Origin of the sequence: Chitinophaga sp. LS1 (genome assembly GCF_034274695.1) — a bacterium.
Classification (GTDB): domain Bacteria; phylum Bacteroidota; class Bacteroidia; order Chitinophagales; family Chitinophagaceae; genus Chitinophaga.
In genome coordinates this window covers 3,537,094-3,556,577 of the sequence record NZ_CP128362.1, presented here as the reverse complement: position 1 = coordinate 3,556,577, position 19,484 = coordinate 3,537,094, and the positions used below count along the sequence as shown (strand labels likewise).

General features: G+C 43.1%; 15 protein-coding genes and 1 other RNA gene. 10 read left to right on the top strand and 6 right to left on the bottom strand.

The genetic code is table 11. From position 1 onward, the window contains the following. Positions 1-4 precede the first annotated feature (4 nt). From QQL36_RS14825 to QQL36_RS14815, 3 genes are read left to right on the top strand one after another with little or no spacing between them, the layout of a single operon-like run. A complete protein-coding gene (locus tag QQL36_RS14825; RefSeq protein WP_321570122.1) occupies positions 5-763 on the top strand; it encodes a YHYH protein in 759 nt (252 codons plus the stop codon). Then, a complete protein-coding gene (locus tag QQL36_RS14820; protein WP_321570121.1) occupies positions 735-1,328 on the top strand; it encodes a hypothetical protein in 594 nt (197 codons plus the stop codon). The genes QQL36_RS14825 and QQL36_RS14820 overlap by 29 nt, the downstream gene beginning before the upstream one ends. Beyond that, positions 1,300-1,965: an SCO family protein gene (locus tag QQL36_RS14815; protein ID WP_083720581.1), complete on the top strand. Its 666-nt coding sequence runs from the start codon at positions 1,300-1,302 to the stop codon at positions 1,963-1,965. Before QQL36_RS14820 ends, QQL36_RS14815 begins: the two co-directional genes overlap by 29 nt. Before the next feature lie 633 nt (positions 1,966-2,598). Here QQL36_RS14815 and ssrA read toward each other — a convergent pair. Then, positions 2,599-2,972: a transfer-messenger RNA gene (gene ssrA, locus QQL36_RS14810) on the bottom strand. Between the two features lie 192 nt (positions 2,973-3,164). Here ssrA and QQL36_RS14805 point away from each other — a divergent pair. After that, complete coding sequence (locus QQL36_RS14805) at positions 3,165-3,407, top strand: hypothetical protein (protein WP_143708695.1); 243 nt, start codon at positions 3,165-3,167, stop codon at positions 3,405-3,407. Between the two features lie 55 nt (positions 3,408-3,462). On the opposite strand, the gene rseP is transcribed toward QQL36_RS14805, so the two are convergent. The 3 genes from rseP to QQL36_RS14790 all read right to left on the bottom strand — a co-directional run bounded on the left by rseP (position 3,463) and on the right by QQL36_RS14790 (position 7,631). Then, a complete protein-coding gene (gene rseP / locus QQL36_RS14800; protein WP_321570120.1) occupies positions 3,463-4,797 on the bottom strand; it encodes an RIP metalloprotease RseP in 1,335 nt (444 codons plus the stop codon). A 108-nt stretch (positions 4,798-4,905) separates the two neighbouring features. After that, positions 4,906-6,072 (bottom strand): 1-deoxy-D-xylulose-5-phosphate reductoisomerase, encoded by a 1,167-nt coding sequence (locus tag QQL36_RS14795; RefSeq protein ID WP_083720588.1) that lies wholly within the window; start codon positions 6,070-6,072, stop codon positions 4,906-4,908. Positions 6,073-6,134: 62 nt separating this feature from the next. Next, positions 6,135-7,631: a GH3 auxin-responsive promoter family protein gene (locus QQL36_RS14790; RefSeq protein ID WP_321570119.1), complete on the bottom strand. Its 1,497-nt coding sequence runs from the start codon at positions 7,629-7,631 to the stop codon at positions 6,135-6,137. 345 nt (positions 7,632-7,976) lie between these two features. On the opposite strand from QQL36_RS14790, the gene rplU reads away from it, so the two are divergent. The 6 genes from rplU to QQL36_RS14760 all read left to right on the top strand — a co-directional run bounded on the left by rplU (position 7,977) and on the right by QQL36_RS14760 (position 12,060). Beyond that, the gene (gene rplU, locus QQL36_RS14785; RefSeq protein ID WP_072359712.1) at positions 7,977-8,279 is read left to right on the top strand and encodes a 50S ribosomal protein L21; all 303 of its coding nucleotides are present in this window, start codon (positions 7,977-7,979) and stop codon (positions 8,277-8,279) included. A gap of 28 nt (positions 8,280-8,307) precedes the next feature. Continuing rightward, positions 8,308-8,580, top strand: a complete 273-nt coding sequence (gene rpmA, locus QQL36_RS14780; protein ID WP_083720590.1) for a 50S ribosomal protein L27 — start codon at positions 8,308-8,310, stop codon at positions 8,578-8,580. Positions 8,581-8,653: 73 nt separating this feature from the next. Continuing rightward, positions 8,654-9,097, top strand: coding sequence for a histone H1-like repetitive region-containing protein (locus tag QQL36_RS14775; RefSeq protein ID WP_321570118.1), 444 nt, complete (start codon positions 8,654-8,656; stop codon positions 9,095-9,097). A 189-nt stretch (positions 9,098-9,286) separates the two neighbouring features. Beyond that, on the top strand, positions 9,287-10,939 hold the full coding sequence (locus tag QQL36_RS14770; protein ID WP_321570117.1) for a helix-hairpin-helix domain-containing protein: 1,653 nt from the start codon (positions 9,287-9,289) through the stop codon (positions 10,937-10,939). Between the two features lie 6 nt (positions 10,940-10,945). Continuing rightward, positions 10,946-11,569, top strand: coding sequence for a DsbA family protein (locus QQL36_RS14765; RefSeq protein ID WP_083720595.1), 624 nt, complete (start codon positions 10,946-10,948; stop codon positions 11,567-11,569). After that, positions 11,566-12,060 (top strand): GNAT family N-acetyltransferase, encoded by a 495-nt coding sequence (locus QQL36_RS14760; RefSeq protein WP_083720597.1) that lies wholly within the window; start codon positions 11,566-11,568, stop codon positions 12,058-12,060. The genes QQL36_RS14765 and QQL36_RS14760 overlap by 4 nt, the downstream gene beginning before the upstream one ends. A gap of 287 nt (positions 12,061-12,347) precedes the next feature. Here the strand turns inward: QQL36_RS14760 and QQL36_RS14755 are convergent, their stop codons facing one another. Both QQL36_RS14755 and QQL36_RS14750 read right to left on the bottom strand, forming a co-directional pair. Then, entirely contained in the window at positions 12,348-13,250 is a 903-nt protein-coding gene (locus QQL36_RS14755) for a type IX secretion system membrane protein PorP/SprF (protein ID WP_083720599.1), read from the bottom strand. A gap of 50 nt (positions 13,251-13,300) precedes the next feature. Continuing rightward, positions 13,301-19,345: a gliding motility-associated C-terminal domain-containing protein gene (locus QQL36_RS14750; RefSeq protein WP_321570116.1), complete on the bottom strand. Its 6,045-nt coding sequence runs from the start codon at positions 19,343-19,345 to the stop codon at positions 13,301-13,303. Positions 19,346-19,484 lie beyond the last annotated feature (139 nt).

Below are 19,484 nucleotides of genomic sequence, written 5' to 3'. Positions count from 1 at the left end.
AAATATGAAATCAACAAACACATTTGCACTTATTGGTGCATTCTTTTTATTTATGTCATTTGCCTGTTCCAAAAAAGATAGCGACAGCAGTAGCGACAGCAATACTGTTCCTGACGTGTATAAAAACATTTATGGTGCCACCAGTATCACTTCTGACGGTACATATATTATCATTAAAACCACCGGTACTCCCGATCATAAAAGTATTTATTACCCTATCACTAGCAGCCTGTATGAAAATTTTTCCGGAACCACCTGGAGTGATTATTCATTTGAAAAAAATCCCAATAGCATAATTTCCCAAAATTATACATTTAAAATTCCAGTTAATCCGAAAGAAGCCTCTTCCCATTCAGCAACACCGTTGGGCCCGATAGGAGTTTCAGTAAATGGTGTTCCGTTTTACAATCAATATGCGGGGCCCAGTGAGCCGCTTACCCAGACAGAAGCAAAAAGTTTTGACCAGTATTGGGGACATCCTGCACAGAGTGGTGATTATCATTATCATGTTGAACCAAAATATTTAACGCAGGTAAAATTATCCCGCTCCTCGTTATTAGGCTTTTTACTTGACGGTTTTCCGGTTTATGGCCCCGAAGAAAACGGAAGCGCCGTTTCAGAATCGTCGTTAGATGCCTATCATGGACATACAGCGGCTACGGCTGAATACCCCAATGGAATTTATCATTATCACGTAACCAATACAGATCCTTATATAAATGGCAGCGGATTTTATGGCACACCTGGCACGGCTTCAAAATAAATTGTTATGGCTGGTCCTTCTTTATCATTTTGCTCATTGTACACAACAGTCGCAAAAGGAAATAGTAAAACGAATTATCAACGCCAAGGATGTTAGGTTTGTCATGAGAAATGGAGTTCCCTGGTGGGGGAATGAACCTTTTTCCGGAACGGTTTATATGCTTTATCCCGGCACAGGTGATACGGCATGGATTGAAAGTTTTATCAATGGAAAAGAAGAGGGTGTCTGGAAAAATTTTTTTCCAAACGGGAGATTAAATGAGCAAAGGGGATTTATTGATGGGAAAAAGAGCGGCGAGTTTATTGCTTATTGGGAGTCTGGGAAAAAACAGCTTCAATATTTTTTTAAAGACGGCGAATACGAAGGAACCTGCCGGGAATGGAATCGTGACGGATTGTTAGTCCGGGAGATGAATTACCACAACGGCTACGAGGAAGGCGCGCAGAAACAATTTTATGATAACGGTAAAATAAGAAGCAATTACATTGTACATAACGGAAAAAGATATGGATTGTTGGGGACTAAAAACTGCGTCAATGTTTCGGATAGTGTTTTTAAAAGGTAGCCTGTTGCTTTTGCTGACAATTATTTCGTCTTGCAGCCGCAGGAATGAATCAGCTGGGGTGCCTTATTACAATACACCTGACTTTACACCCCAGTTCTTTTCTTTAGCAAGTGAAGCGGACCAAAAGATCAATCACAGCATTGCTCCGTTCGCCTTCACCGACCAACATGGGAAAAAGATAACAGAAAAGGATATTGAAGGAAAGATCCATATAGCCAATTTTATTTTTACAAGCTGTGGCAGCATCTGCCCGTTAATGACCAGGCATCTGAAACTTGTTCAGTCAGCCTTCCTGGACAATCCGGATGTTGTTATTTTATCCTACAGTGTAACCCCCTGGATAGACAGTATAGGCCGGTTAAAAGAATTTGCAGACAACCAGGGGATACATTCAAACAATTGGCACCTTCTAACCGGTGATAAAGGAGAAATATACACCTTAGCAAGGAAGTCTTACTTTGCCGAAGAAGACCTTGGATTTACTAGAGACAGCACTGAGTTTTTACACACTGAACATATCATACTGGTTGACAAAAAAAAGCGGATAAGAGGTATTTACAATGGTACCCTTCAATTAGATATAGAGCAGATGATTAAAGACATAAACTGCTTATTAAAAAGCGGACCACAAAAATAAAATACTGGGGCGGACCAAAAAGGTTGGCCCTTTTCTTTGCATATAAAGGGCCGATGAGTAATTTGAGTCAATATAACTTCTTCCTTGAAGGTAGCATCATATTTTCTACGACTCTTTTTGTATTTTCCCGTTGTCTTTGCTTGGTAAAGCTAAGCAAATTAACTGTCCGGTTTTACTTGTGCACCTCAAATCAAAAGTTGCTAAAAATACCAGACAGCAACTGTTAGACGAAATCAAATACTTAATTGACAAAATAGCAAAAGCAAGAGATTTATTAATCGAGGGGGCACTTAGAGACAGAAGATTTTAAGGCAATAAAAGACGATTGAAGTAAAAAATTTACTTTGTTGGAAGGTCACTTTACAGAAGTCCAAACATCCCATACAGGAATTGACAAAATGTTAGATTCTTTACTTAATAACATGACGAATTTGTACTTTTTATACAAACATGGGACAATTGCGACTAAAAGGAGGATTATTGTTTCGACATACCCTGAAAAGTTCATTTTTAATGGGAGCAGTTGTCCAAACACGAAAACTAATGAGGTGCTAACGCTGATAAGCAGTCTACAAGCAGATTCCAGTGAAAATAAAAACGGTACATTCGATCAAAAAAATCAAATGTACCGTGAGGTGGAGCTGGCGGGAGTCGAACCCGCGTCCAAACACATCCCCCAAAAGGCTTCTACATGTTTATTTATGCATTGTTTTTTCGAGACACGGCAGGGGCATAACTAACCAACCTTGTCCTTATCCGTTGTTGTTTCAGCACTCACTCACAGAAACCATGAGTACCTATTCTACATGTTTATGATTCGGCGGCGGCAGCTGGAGTAGACGGCCAGCTCGCGGCGGCTATAATGGGTGTCTAATCTCTGATTAGGCAGCCATGGCGTAGTTAGATTCGCCTTTTGAAGTTTGGGTATTCAGATTTACGTGCTAATTATCCAACGCACGACATGCTTACACTTTCAAAGACCTATGCTGTCAAAACCGGGCAGCCCCAGATTTGCTTTCGCAGCTAACGAAGATACGTGATATTTAGATATAAATAAAATTGAGTATGAAAAAGCTGGAATGATATCGAGCTTATTAAGTTGATAATGATCTTATAATCAATATCTTGCAAGGATTATTATTTGGAATCACTGGGAAAGTTAAGTAAATTAGAAGGTATAAACCATTAAACAGATTACAATGTCGGATTCACAATTTACTATAGTGCTGGGTGCACTTAGGTCAATGGAACAGAAACTGGACCTGCGGTTTATGGCCGTTTATAACAGGATAGAAAAACTCGAAAAAAGACTGAATTCAATGGAGATCAAATTTGACCACAAATTTGAAATGATGGATGTAAGGTCAGAAAAAACAGAATACAGTCTGGATGAGTTAGATAGACGATTATTAAAATTAGAACCTCAAATCAGTATCGCATAAAAAAAGAAGGAAGAAGCCTTTCGACCTCTTCCTTCTTCAAAATTTAAATTTATACTTACTTCCCAAATATACTTCTGTAAATATCTAACCCATTCGCATACAACAGCAACCCAAACAATATTACCATCCCCACGATCTGTGCATACTCCAGGAATTTCTCACTCGGCTTTCTACCTGTTACCATCTCATAAATCAGGAATAACACATGCCCCCCATCTAACGCAGGAATCGGCAGAATGTTCATAAACGCCAATATGATAGACAACAACGCCGTCATCTCCCAAAATGACATCCAATCCCACTCTCCAGGAAACAACTTCGCTATCGTCATAAAACCACCCAAAGACTCACTCGCCTTTACTTCTTTAGACACAAAAATCAAACGCAACTGCTGCACATAACCCACCAGCGTATTGATACACTTATCAAAACCAGCCGGAATCGCTTCAAAGAATGTAAAATGTTTGATTGAGAAGGTAAACATCTTCTCGATATTCACATTCAAACCTAACACCGCTTTTTCAGGTACACGCACCGTTAAGTTCACCGTATCTCCACCACGCAATACCTGCAGTGGTACGGTTTTATTTACATCTTTTACTATTTCCTTTTTGTACTCATGATAATAATAAGCAGGCTGTCCGTTCAATGTCAGGATCTGATCGCCCTTACGGATACCAGCACTATCTGCCGGTGTATTGGCAGCTACTGTATCTACCAGGAAAGGCACTCTCACATCCATGAGAGAATTCTTATGCTTGATCATCTTACCCACAAATCCTTCCGGAATGGCGATATCTATTTTCTGTCCATCGCGGGAGATCTGGATAGTTTTTGCTTCACGCAGTACAATCTTACCAGGAATCGCTTTGAAGTTTTCCACAGGTTCATTGGCTACACTCACGATCATATCTCCATCTCTCAGTCCAATCGTCTGTGCCAGTGAATCGGCAGCAATACCGTAAGTGGTGTTTGCTGTAGGCAGGTAGGTTTCACCCCAATGCCATAACATCATGGAATAGATGAGGAAACCTAATAGCAGGTTCACCGTCACACCACCAATCATGATAATGAGGCGCTGCCATGCTTTTTTGGAACGGAATTCCCATGGCTCCGGTGGCTTGGCCAACTGTTCGCGATCCATGCTTTCATCTACCATTCCGGAGATCTTAACATACCCCCCCAATGGCAACCAGCCTATACCATACTCCGTCTCACCTTTCCTGAATTTGAATAATGAAAACCAGGGGTCAAAAAAGAGATAAAATTTCTCTACGCGCGTCTTAAACAGTTTTGCAGGGATAAAATGTCCGAGCTCATGCAATACTACCAGTATAGATAGTGACAGTATCAACTGCGCGGCTTTAACCAATATTTCTTGTGTTGTCATGTATGCTTTGTCTGACAGTAAATATATGTTGTTTTTTCTCTATAACAGGGAATGGCAAAGATAGCCGGTATAACTGCGATATCGCAGCTATGTCATGTTATAAAGTTCTTAAATTATGATAGCGTTGATCATATTATTCGCGTGTTCCCTTGCTGCCAGGTCACTTTCATAGTAATCATGCAGGGTTGGCTTTTCGATGAATGGCACCTTGCCCATGATTTCTTCTATGACATCTGTCATCTGCAGGAAGCCGATACGGTTCTTCAGGAACGCATGTACCACCTCTTCGTTTGCCGCATTCATCACACACGCGGCATTACCACCCTTCAGCATTGCCTCGATAGCGATACCCAGGTTACGGAAGGTCTTGGTATCAGGTTGTTCGAATGTGAGGTTGGAATAGTTCCTGAATGAGAAACGGGGGAAGTCATTTTCCAATCTTGTAGGATACCCCAATGCAAACTGGATAGGCAGTTTCATATCAGGCAGACCCATCTGGGCTTTCATGCTACCATCTACAAACTGTACCAGGGAGTGAATGATGGATTGCGGATGGATCACCACCTCGATCCTGTCAGGATCAATGTTGAAGAGCCAGCGCGCCTCGATCATTTCCAGCCCTTTGTTCATGAGGGTTGCACTATCAATAGTGATTTTGGGTCCCATGCGCCAGTTTGGATGCTGGAGGGCATGGTCCTTTTTCACATTGATGAGGAAGTTAGTTTTTTTACCCAGGAAAGGACCACCTGAAGCGGTGAGGATCATCTTTTCCACTTTGGCCGAAGACTCGCCCATCATACACTGGAAGATTGCTGAGTGCTCAGAATCTACCGGTATTACGGGTACATTCCTTTTTCTGGCAGCACCCATTACGATATCACCGGCTACGACAAGGGTTTCCTTGTTCGCCAGGGCGATGGGGGTACCTTGTTCAATGGCAGCCAGAGTTGGCGCCAGGCCGGCAAAGCCCATGATGGCAGCCAGCATCATATCGATCGAGCTCCAGGCAGCCACTTCTACCATAGCTTTGGCACCGGCAAATACCTTGATGCCTTTGTCAAAGAGTACTTCCTTTACGCTTTCGTATTTTGATTCATCAGCGATCACTACTGCATTAGGTCTGAATTTGAGGGCCTGTTCTATGAGCAGATCTGCATTGACACCAGCGGTCAACACTTCGACACTGAACTTATCAGGATGCGCCTCTATTACCTCCAGCGCCTGGATGCCAATTGATCCTGTGGAGCCAAAAATGGCTATATTTTTCTTACTCATTGTTGCAATAATAAGGGAATTACAAGAAATGCGGACATGGGTAGTCCGACATCTGTCCTGCTTTATGCCAGATAATTCATCAGCTCGTCCGCTAATGTTCTGTCATTGCTCAGTCTGGGCACCTTGTTCTGACCACCCAGTTTGCCCACAGACTTCATATAATCTATAAAACCCTGTTTTTTTACTGTTCTGATCTTTAATGCTTGCAGAATGTTGCCGGTGAGCAGGTCGTCGTAATAAATATTCTTTTTACGAAGATTGTCATCCACTCTTTTTGCAAAGGCGTTGATGTCTGCAGGCGGGTTTTCGAACTCCACAAACCATTCATGGTAAGGTAGTTCGCCAGCTTCAGGACTTACCATAGGTGCTACGGTAAACTCCGTGATCTGTAAATTATCTTCCTTCGCTGCTGTCATCAGGCTGTGCTCAACTTCTTCGCCAATCACGTGTTCACCGAAAGCGGAAATGAAATGTTTAATACGACCGGTTACCAGCAAACGATAAGGATTGGTGGATACAAACTTCACTGTATCGCCAATGTTATATCCCCAGAGACCTGCGTTAGTGCTGACTACGAGGGCGTAGTTGACACCTACTTCCACCTCTTTCAGGGAAAGACGGGTAGGATGCTCGTTGAAGATCTCATTAGCAGGTATGAATTCGTAGAATATACCAGAGTTGGTATTGAGCAAAAGACCTTTGTGCTCCTGTGTATCCTGGAAGGCGAAGAATCCTTCGGATGCCGGGAAAGTCTCGATGGTATTGATCGGACGACCCACAGATGCCATGAGTTTTGCACGGTAAGGTTCAAAGTTCACACCACCATATACGAGTACATTGAGGTTTTTGAACAGTTCACCCACAGGCTTTCCACTACGCTCTATCAATCTGTCAAAGTACATCTGCATCCATGGTGGAATACCAGAGATGAGGGTCATATCCTGATTAATGGTTTCGTCTACTATTTTATCCAGCTTGGTTTCCCAGTCTTCGATACAGTTTGTTTCGTAAGTGGGCAGCTGATTGGTACGCAGGTAGCGGGGGACGTGGTGGTTCACGATACCACTGAGGCGGCCATAAGGAGTACCTCCCACCCTTTCCAGCACGGGAGAGCCGGAGAGGAAAATGAGTTTACCATCGGCAAAGTCAGTGTGCCCGGTTTCTGCCATGTAGTTAAGCAGCGCATTCCTGGCTGTATCAATATGATTAGAGATAGAATCCTTGGTGATTGGAATATACTTTACCCCACTGGTGGTACCAGATGTTTTGGCAAGGTAAATGGGCAAGCCTTTCCAGAGTATGTTCTGTTTGCCTTCTTTAATTTTATTTATATAAGGCTTGAACTGTTCATAGTCTCTGATAGGCACTGCCTGTCTGAAATCATTATAGGAATGGATATTGTCAAAGTGGTGGTCTTTTCCAAATTCGGTCTTCCTGCCTGTTTTAATCAACTCCTCCAGGATAGCTTCCTGGTCTTCTACCGCCCTCTGCATCTCCTTCCTGATCCTGTTGGCTACAATGGAAGCAAATGGTTTGGCAAGCAGTGATTTAAGCTTCATGCCCATTATTTTAGAATATGTGAAAGGACAAATGTATAAAATAAAAATTGTTATAAAAGGAATGGAATGAACTGCATGTGCGCAGTTTTTTTGCTGGTGTCAGCCCAATTTGCATATTAGTTAAATTGGCGCTGATTGTGGCTTTTAAGGAAATGTTGCGCATAGTGGTTCGTGGAGCTTACATATAATAACAAACTATATTAAAATAAACTACGTATCTTTGAAAATGTATGGTATTCTCCTTTAAAACGTATGCTTTGACGGCAAACGCATTTTAAATATGGAGAAAACTTTGTCAATTTAAAAACAAATCCTACTTTTGCAGGAAATTATTTTTGGATCACTATGTTTGCAGTTGTAAAAATCGCAGGTCAGCAATTCAAAGTACAAAAAGACCAAGAAATCTTTGTACAACAGTTGCAGGGAAATATTGGAGATAAAGTGCAGTTCTCTGAAGTGTTGTTAATAGATAATGGCGGCGCGCTGACCGTTGGCACTGATGTAAAATCAGTAGTTAAAGCAGAAATCCTGAGCCACGTTCAGGGAGATAAGGTTATTGCTTTTAAAATGAAACGCAGAAAGGGTTTCAGGAAGAAAGTTGGACACCGTACTCACTTTACGAAGATTCGTATTTCAGAAATTGCTTAATTAATTAAAGTTTTAAACTTCCATAGAAATGGCACATAAAAAAGGTGAAGGTAGTGTAAAGAATGGCCGTGACTCTCAAAGCAAAAGGCTGGGAGTAAAAATATTTGGTGGTCAACCTGCTGTATCTGGCAACATCATCGTTCGTCAGCGCGGTACAGTTTACCATCCAGGTCCTAACGTAGGAATTGGTAGAGATTTTACCATTTTTGCGGTAGCTGATGGTGTTGTTGAGTTCAGAAAAGGACGCGAGAACAGAACCATCGTTTCTGTAAAATCATTTGACACCACTGCCCAGGCGTAAGCTTGGCGCAGTGTTTGCCATAAAGTTTTTTTTAATACCCAATTTTAATTACTAACCCAAAATTCAAAAAACAATGGCAACAATTAAAAAAGCGGCTAAAAAAGCTGCTCCTAAAAAGGCTGCTGCTAAGAAAGCAACCGCTAAGAAAGCTGCTCCTAAAAAAGCTGCTGCTAAGAAAGCCGCTCCTAAAAAAGCTGCTGCTAAGAAAGCAACCGCTAAGAAAGCCGCTCCTAAAAAAGCTGCTGCTAAGAAAGCAACCGCTAAGAAAGCTGCTCCTAAAAAGGCTGCTGCTAAAAAAGCAACCGCTAAGAAAGTTGCTCCTAAAAAGGCTGCTGCTAAGAAAGCTGCTCCTAAAAAAGCTGCTGCTAAGAAAGCTGCTCCTAAAAAAGCTGCTGCTAAGAAAGCTGCTCCTAAAAAGGCTGCTGCTAAGAAAGCTGCTCCTAAGAAGAAGGTTGCTGCTAAGAAGAAAGTGGTTGCTCCAGCTCCACAGACTGATGCTCCTTCAACTGAAGCATAATTACGATTTTACACACTGTGAAATAAAGGTTCTGGTGAATAACCAGGACCTTTCGTGTTTTTATAGGAGTTTGAATTGGCTTGCTGCAGTAAGGTAGAGGGATTTAAAATCTTTTTAATGAAAGATCTTTTATTTTTTGCCGTTGAAATTCCATCTTTAAAAACCGAAATTCGCAGTTCAAATCAAATTATGCCGGATAACAGCACTATCGCAGACAACTTCTCGTTGCTGTCCAAACTTATGGACATCCACGGTGAAAACAGCTTCAAAGCAAAGTCGTTCGCCAATGCAGCATTCACTGTAGAAAAACTCACCACTCCCCTACAGGAAATGCACACTGAGGAGATCGCCAAAATCAAAGGATTCGGCGAATCCATCAGCAAAAGCATCCAGGAAATGCTGCAAACCGAACAATGGAGCCTACTCGATACCTATATCGACAAAACTCCATCCGGCATTCTCGAAATGATGAAGATCAAAGGCCTGGGACCTAAAAAAATCGCTTCTATCTGGAAAGACCTGGAAGTAGAATCCCTCGGCGAACTTCTCTACGCCTGCAACGAAAACCGCCTCATGCTCCTGAAAGGCTTCGGCCAGAAAACGCAGGACAGCGTAAAACAAAGCATCGAATTTTATTTCAGTAACCGCGACCGTTACCTCTTCGCCGAAGTGGAAACCCTCGCCAATGAACTGGAAAAAGAAATACAAACACTGTTTGCACCAGCCGCCGTTTCCCTCACCGGACAAGTTAGAAGAAACGAAATCATCATCGATGAAATAGAACTGGTTGTAGACGCCGCACCTGAAATCATCAGAGAAAAATTAAGCCTCACCTTCATAGAAGAAACACCTCACTCCCTGCTGTTTCAACATGCGCAAAAGGTAAAAGTGAGGATCTATCCATCTGCCATCGACGATTTTGGTAAATCACTTTTTCTTACTACCGCCACTCCCGCTTTCATCGAAAGCTTTTTTGCCGCTGGCGGCGCTGCCGGCCTTACACCCGGTGCTACGGAAGAACAAATCTTCTCACAGGCCAACCTGCCCTACCTCCCACCCTGCCTCCGCAACGACGGCAGTATGCTGGAAGTACAGCAGATCCCTCACCTGATCACACCACTGGATATCAAAGGCATCATCCACTCACACAGTACCTGGAGCGATGGTCAATATACCCTCGAAGAAATGGCCCTCGCCGCCAAAGCACAGGGCTTTGAATACCTCGTGATCAGCGACCACTCCCGTTCTGCATTTTATGCTAACGGACTTAGTATTGAGCGCATTGCTGAACAACATGCACAGATCGATGCACTCAATCAACAACTCGCACCTTTCCGCATTTTCAAAAGCATTGAAGCTGATATTCTCAACGATGGCAACCTGGATTATCCGGACGAAATTCTGGCTTCCTTCGACCTCGTAATCGCTTCTGTTCACTCCAATCTCAAAATGAGTGAAGAGAAAGCAATGAGCAGACTACTGAAAGCAATTGAAAATCCATATACCACTATCTTAGGCCACATGACCGGACGACTCCTGCTGAGCCGTAACGGTTATCCTGTAGATCACCGCCGTATCATAGAAGCCTGTGCCGAGCACAATGTTGTCATTGAACTGAATGCACATCCCCGCCGACTCGACATCGACTGGGAATGGATACCTTATGCACGCGAAAAAGGCGTACTGCTCTCCATCGATCCCGATGCCCACAGTATAGCCGGTTATAAAGATGTTTACTACGGAACTTTAGCCGCCCGCAAAGGAGCTCTGACTGCCGATGGTAACCTGAGTAGCTATTCAAAAGAAGCTTTAGAAAACTATATCCACAACAGGAAAAAATAACGAACAATGAAACTTATCTATATCTATGATCCCATCTGTGGATGGTGTTATGGCTTTACGCCCGTGATCCAGGAGATCCAGGAGCAATTTAAAGGAGAGATATCGGTAGAGATACTGTCTGGCGGCATGTTATTAAGTGCCAACCGCCGCCCTGCCTCCGCAATGTACAACTACATCAAGGAAGCACACAAACAGGTCGAAGCTACCACCGGCATTACCTTTGGTGATCCTTTCCTGAACGAATACCTGCGCTCAGACGATATCATGGACTCTGAAAAGCCCAGTATCGCACTGACCATATTCAAGCAATACCAACCGGAAAATGCCGTGAACTTTGCTCATGATATGCAGGTAGCACTCAACTTTGAAGGCAAGAGCCTTAATAATAACGATACCTACATTCCCATTCTGGAGAAATACAATATTCCGGTGCAGGCCTTCCTGAACAACATGAAGGAAGATGATAACAAATACGCTACCAACCAGGAGTTTAATATCGTACAGCAATGGGGAATCACCGGTTTTCCAGCTGCTATTCTTGAAAAAGACGAACAGTTATACCTGGTAGCCAGTGGCTTTACTCCTAAAGCAAGACTGTTGCAGGTGATTGAGGAGATAAAAAATAAATGATGTATCAGATCACGCATGCTACCACGCAGGAAATTCCCATTATACAGGAACTGACCAACCAGATCTGGCCAGCTACCTACCTGTCTATCCTTCCCCAGGCACAACTGGACTATATGATAGCCTTGATGTATAATACGGAAGAACTGACCAGACAACTCACTTCCGATCATACCTTTCTGCTGATATGGGATGGAGAAAGGACCATTGGTTTTGCAGGCTATAGCCCGAAAGAAGAGCCTGGTGTGTACAAGCTGAACAAAATATACCTACACCCTGACTACCAGGGAAAAGGCGCCGGCAAATTCCTGCTTAACACCGTGATCGATACAGTGAAAGCAACAGGTGCACACATACTGGAACTGAATGTAAATAAGTATAACAAGGCCCGTTATTTCTACGAGAAAACCGGGTTTGAAGTATACGAAGAGAAAGATATAGATATTGGAAATGGATACTGGATGAATGACTTCGTGATGAGGAAAGTGCTATAAAAAATCCAGCCTGGTAAAAATACCAGGCTGTTTCCCAAGTTAACCATTAAAAGACACAACTTTTCTAATTAAAATCTTTTGGTGTTTTCCAGCTTATAGGTTACTGGCTTTGCACCGCTATGAAAATACATACGATAAATGTTTAAACACGGATTTCCTTTGGATTTATTTTTTTTATTTTTTTCCAGCTCTTCATTATCAACTAGAAATCAAGCAGATAGAAAAATAAAATTCCCGCACTTTTGGTGCGGGAACTGATGACCCCGTAGGGTGTTTCGGTTATTAGACTAAAAAAGTCGGGGCAAAATCTCGTGATCGCTACTCCATCCAAATCTATAGCTAATCATCAGCTCATGTGATACTGATTGTGCGCCTTTGAGATTTGAATTTGTAGGTGTATCGTATGAATATCCCATTTCTAATTGTGGTGTCAATCTAACACCTACCATTCCAGTGACTGTCTTCTCTGATCTCCACGAAGCTCCCAGCCATACCAGCTCTTTTAAAAGTACACTGGCATTGAAATCGTAATTCAGTCCTGATCCCTTCACATCTCTCAACAGCAATGTAGGCTTGAATTTCAGATCCTCATTGATATCAAATACATAGGCTGCCTGCATGTAATAGTGTGGTTTCGTCACAATCCTGTTTACACTTTTTCCAATGTCAAAACTCTTGAACATAGGCGCACCCAAACCTAAGTAAAACTTCTCTGTAAACAACGCAAATCCGAAGCCAACATTTGTTTTCATGTAACTCAGGTTGCTGGCAAATGTAGGATCTGTAGTAGTCAGTGTACTATTATTCTCCTTATACTGCGACATTCCTACTATCAATCCCATCGCAAGATGTAGCTCTTCTGTAAGGTCAACTTTCTGTGATGCAAAAATATTTAAATCTGTACGGGTATCTACTGTGATACTCTCCCTCATGGCAGATAATCCAAGTGTAGTTCCCCTTTCATTCAGTGGTGAATAAAATGAAAATGTAGCAGTTTTGGGGGCTCCGTCTACTCCCACCCATTGATTACGGCCATCTACTGTAAGTCGGGCTGACTCATCCATGCTTGCATAGGCAGGATTGATGGCCAGGCCATTGAACATATACTGGGAATAGATAGGATCCTGTTGTGCCTTTGAAGGCAGGTAGCAAGCAAATAGGACAAACAGGGTAATTATTACTTTCTTCATATATACGGATTACAGCGAATGGAGGCAGCTGCCTCCATTCGCTGGTTTTCTTATGATCTCTTTATGACAAGGAATCCGGTGTATTTAATCTTTTTACCTGACGCATCTGTTGCATGGATAATGAAGAAATAAGAACCATCCGGAACATCCTGATTTTTTGCACTTCCTGTATTCGCCTTTCCGTTGAAATTGTTTGAACTGTTATTATAGCCTTTCGTTGTAAATACAGTACCACCCCAACGATTGAATACTGTTACTTCATTATCAGGATAGGAATCAATATTTTCAATGTACATCACGTCGTTGCCCAATCCATCGCCGTTTGGAGACATTGAAGGATGTACGCGCAGATTACCGTTATTGTTGTCCTGCCATCTGCCATCGGTGATAAAACGCTCTACATAATCAGGTACACCATCACCATCTGAATCACAATCCATACAGATTTCAATCAGACCTGTAGCTGTGCTCACTGAATCGAGGGTTGGTAAGTTCTGCGTAGAAGTTACTGTCGCTCTGAGCAAACGCATCCCAAACATTTTGTTCTTTTCCACACTATTTACCAATACCGGAATTGAGGTAGAATTTGTATTTGGCATAATGAGCAATGGTGTTACTGATGCATCGTAATCCTTACCTGCAACTGCCACACTGGTACCACTCAGCAGTTCACTTTTCCCTGGTTCGTAGAACTCATAGTAGATGGTGATAATACGAGAGCTGGCGCGGGTCATAGACAGTTCGAACGGCAGTGGTACACCTGTTGTATCAAAAGGTACTACAACGGAGAACTGACTCTTGCTAAATGATATTTTCAGTGTGTCATTATCTGTTACAGAGTTCTTTACTTCATTTGCCAGACCTACATAGTAAGCAGGACCGCTGCTCAACGGATCGTATGCCTGTATGGTTGCCTGTACCCATCCATCATCATCATTCAGTTGGTTGTCGTCTACTACCACGGTAAAGGATGTTTCCTGTGAACCCGCAGGCAATGTTACGACTACTTTATTCCCAGATGTTGTTCCTCCATGGATGGTCGTCGTTCTATAAACATCGCTCGTTACTGCTACTGTAATAGGCAGATCCAGGTTGATAGACTTCGTAGTTCTTAAGTAGAATTTCACAGAGTCGCCTTCCGCAATCGTACTGGTAGATGCAAACAGGTTTACTGAAGGTGTATCTACGTTATTGTTATAAATAAATACTGTTGAAATAGAAGCACTGGTGCTCAGCGGCCAGGTTACCAACGGAATGTTGGAGGTCACACCAGCCAATGCAGCAGTGACATATTTGACACTACCTGCTGTCAACAAACCGGAAGGCACAACATTGAATGTCGCCATGCTGGAACCGGCAGGGATCGTCACACTACCACTCAGCGCTACGTAATCAGTACCTGCTACTGCTGTACCTCCCACATTGTAAGTCACTTTTACATCCTGTGTAGCTACCAGTGTAGAGTCGTTGAACCTGACACGGAACTGCCCACTTGTTGATGGCTGATAAGCATCGGCCATACGTTCGATCAACATAGTACGTGCCTCTGCCTGTTCACCGGTATCACTGCTTTCATCATCAAATACGTTCATGTACATGGTAGAGGTGCTTACATACAGACTCTTCGTTGCACCACTTTGTACCGTTGTAGCACCTGTCAGATTTACCTGGAGTACCAGGTTACCCTGCAGGATAATGTCGTCTATGATATATACCGGTACTGTTACTTCAAGGCTGCCTGCAGGAATCGTAACGGTCGTTTGCACATTCTTGATATTGGTACCAGCGTAGGTAGTGGTCAGCGTTACACTTACATCTGTAGTTGATACAGCTGGCATCACGACTTTGAATGCACCGTCTGTAGCTGGTTCTGCGGCATCGGTTACTTTCTCAAGTGTGATTGGCTGACCTTCCGCATCCAGAATATTGAGCGGTGCGATGGATGCAAATGTGTATCCGGTTGCACTGTCTTTGAACTGTAATACGGTTGGACCTTCTATTTTATAATTGTTAGGTATGTTCAGGAATAAGGTGACATAGTTACTGTCTTTCGGCAGTGTCACGAACCTTGGCAGACCTGTATAATTTGTTGTATCGGCAGTAGATGATTCATCTGCTACTACTGTGATGATGATATCGCTCGCTGAAGTTACACTACTGTTTGCAAAACCGATGGTTACTTTGGTAGTGTTGCCTTTGTGAATGCTGCTTGAATCGATGATCATCTGCAGCTGTGTGCTGGTGCTTACATCGTCAATGTAAATATCCAGACTGTCTACAGTTACGGTGCTCATATCAGGTGTGTTCCCTAATATTCTCAGCAGTTCAGAACCTTCGATGATATTATCTGCTTTTGCAGTGATGACGAAATCAACATGACCAGAAGTATCAATCGTTACTGTAGTTGGTACACCTGCGTAATCGCTGGCACTTGCTACGGAGAGATTGCTTGCCGTTACATTCAGAGACACTGGTGAATACAATTTGATACCATCAGGGAAGCTGGCTCTTACTGTATATGTACTACCTTCTTCCACATGACTACCCTGTGATGCAGGTTCTGGTGTGAAGGTAATTTTCATATTTGCAGGATCATCAGCAGTTGCATCTATCATGTTCAATGTCACAGAATCACTTGGGTAACCTGCTGCTTCGATCAATACTACCAATGATTCATTGTCTCCTATTATATTATCAGTCAGTGCTGATACAGGAACAGGAATTGTCACTGAATTGGTTGTCAGCGTCACTGTCTGTGGCAGTCCGGCGTATCCGCTGGTAGCCTGTGAACTATTGCCACGGCTCAGGGAGATAGTCAACGGTGCTGTAGGTACATTGCCACCTGGTAAGGAGATCGTGATGTATGCACCCGTACCACCTTCTACTATATCCGTACGATCTGTAGTGATGACAAGGCTACCTAATTCAGTTACATCCTTGATGGTAACGCTTGCTGCCTGATTAACGGTAACACCTGCAGACAGTGTCGTTGCAGCTGTACCACCCAAAATCAATTGCTCATCGCTTTCCAGGATATTATCCTGAATGATTTTGATCGCAGTTACATTCGAAGAAGGATGCGTGCCATCGAGTGTGATCGTAGTTGAATCCAGTGTGAAGTCAGATGCATCAGCAGTAGAACCAGTTACAATCGTTGGTGTAATTGTAATCGGCACTTCGGTGGTGATACCTGAAGGCAGACTGAATGTATAGGTGTATGCACTACCTTCTTCCATCGTCGTTGCACTCGGTGTGATAGACACAATTCTGTTGGCAGCATTGTCGCTGGTAGCATCCTGTATAGAGCCGGAGATGGAATTGATCGTTAATCCTGAAATTGTAGTAGTAGCTGCATTGAAAGTAAATGCTTCGGTATTCTCCAGAATATTATCTGTCAGTGCGCTAAAGCCATTTGTCACCGTTTTGCTATTGACATTTGGTGGCATGTAAATCGTATTGCCAGCACCGATATAATAATCAGATGGAGAAGCTACGGTCGTACCACCAGGTGTGAGCACTATCGCCAGTGAATCGCCTGCCATGATACCACTCTTTGCAAATGCCAGGGTGAGGTTGGAACTATTTCCTTCTTTGAGAGAAGGTGTTGTCATAGTCAGGTTCAGCACCTTATTGCCGGAGATCAATCCGGTAGTATCCTTGATCGTGATCAGACAGGAGTCTTTGATATAACCTGATGGAGAAGCGACTACATAATATGATTCGTCATTTTCCAGCAAGCTGTCTTTCACCGCTTTTACTGTGAAAGTGGCATTTGTTTTATTCTTAGCGATGGTGATAGTACTGAGCGACAATGTCGCATCGGAAGCAATTGCTTTAGATGAAACACCTCTTGCGATAGGAATGCTCATGGCAGATGCTGCCTTCAGTCCATTTGGCAACGTTACTGTCACTGTACTGGTAGCACCTTCCAGCAATGTAGCCGGAGCAGGTGTCATGATCAGTGCCATAGCTGAATCGTAATCCGCATCCTTAATTTTAAGGGTATCACCTTTATAAGGATAAGAACGACCCGCACCTACATTATCTACTGAAGTAACATCCAGGATCAGGTATTCTGGTGTAGGACCTTCCAGTAAACCATCAGCGTAAGCTATGATATAGATGTTCGCACCTGTACCCAGTTTTGGAATGGTTACCGGACCATTATAATACCAGAAGTCAAAGTCATCTCCATCAGTGGCAGTTGATTTACTATAATTAAGATCTACGTTGACCGTGATGGGGACTTCGGTACTTACGCCGTCAGGGAGCTGGAACCGCACATAGCCTTCATAACCTTCCGTCATCGGATTGACTGAAGTTGGATTAACCAGGCTCGAAACGATTTTCGCATATGCAGCATTATAGTATGTACTATCGTTGATAGTCAAATTTTGCTGGCCTGTCACGTCAATACCTAATATGGTGCCCTTGAACTGCAATACCAGGTTCTCTGTATTTTCCAACACTTTATCGGATTTGGCAGAGATGGTAAAGTCAGAACTGTATGTACTGTTTGCAGGGATAGTGATGGAAGTAGGTACTACATAATCGGTATCACCTGCGGTAGAAGAAGTATGTGTAGAGAAACTGACCACTACATCTTCAGGAGAAGTAGAGGTCAGTTTCAACCTTGCTTTTGTAGCGTTACCTTCCAGGATAGCGGTGCTATCCATGGTGAGGGTCATACCACGGGCTTCATCATCTACAATGGTGAAATCACACTGTGATGTACCGGATATGGAGATCAGGTCCGTACAGGTCGCCGTCAGTTTGAGGCGAAGGGTACGACTGTATTGCAACTGGTCGTTGCCGATGATATGAAGGTTAGGGATCTTTACGGTTTTGGCAGTCGTATAGTCCCCTGCAGGAATCAGTGCACCCTGTTCTGCCAGGGTAAAGTCGGTACCTCTTACGGCCGGATGTGTGTAACTATAAGTTGAGTCGTACTGTAATAAAACATAAACCGGGGCATTGAGTTTGCCACCGGACACTTTTAACGTTACGCTTGAATCAATATGCTCTCCCTGCGCTGCACTACCTTCATTGGTAGATAGGGTAGCACTCGAAAACTGTACCGACACATTGCCCCATCCCGTGACAGGTATGGAATCGACCATCGCTGCTACTGTATCGAACTCCGTCTTGGTTGTACCATAACCGGATAATACACGGAAAGTCCTGTAGTTCACAGGAGTAGCGGTAAAGTTGTTGTCGTAGATCGGCATAGTACGCATGATACCCATGGAACGACCACGACCATCCACGCCATCAGCAATTACGTTGTGCGGATATAATCCATCATCATCCAGGTAGAACCTGTTTTCAGGAATGGATGCTTCCCAGGATTTGAATTTCCTGTACATGCGATACACATGGCTACGGGGAGATTCTGCTGTTTCAGAGCAGGCAGCATCTCTGTACATACCAATGGTAGTTGTATCACTATTGATAAATCCATATCCACATTTACTGGCTTCATCCGGATCGGCAGTCGCATTTGGACCCATTACCACCTGCTCTGACAGATAGAACAAAACGCTGGTATAGTCGTTCGTACTTACCTGAGGCATGTGCATAACATAATCCAGGAAGAAGTAACTGGTATTCTTTACATAAGTAATAATACAGGTCACTGTACCCGTTTGTCCGGTTGGATACTTGTAATATGGATCTAGGATAGTACCTACTACATGAATTTTATAAGGATCGGCGTAAGAACCAGTACCAGATATAGGAGAGACATAACAACTGGCAGGAGCCTTTGGGGTGGTTTCGTCTGTCATATGTGACAGGTTCTTAAAATCGAAAAAAGCCCTCATACCCAGAGAACTATCTGCCCGGTTGTAGCTTTCCGTAAGACCATTGCGGGTCACCACGATGCTACCATCGGTATAGATATCGATCTTCAGGTCTTTAGAGCCGCTGGCACCCCCTGTAGGATTGATAGTAGCCTTTACAGTCTGCGCGATAACCTGACTCTGACTGCATATCAATAACAAAAGTACTGCAAAGAACATCCTTTTAAGTGTATGTGACACTTTCCGGGGTGTGGCAGTTGCATTCCTTTTCACAGAATTGGGAAGCTTGAACATAGTAAAGCGTGTAAAGTTCTATAATCCATCTAATTTCTTTAGTCAGCCATGTTTCAACCATTAGAGAAATGGCTAAAAGCCTTCACGAAAATGCAAAAAGGCATGGTAATGAAAACGTTACCTGCAACAGTATTGTAGG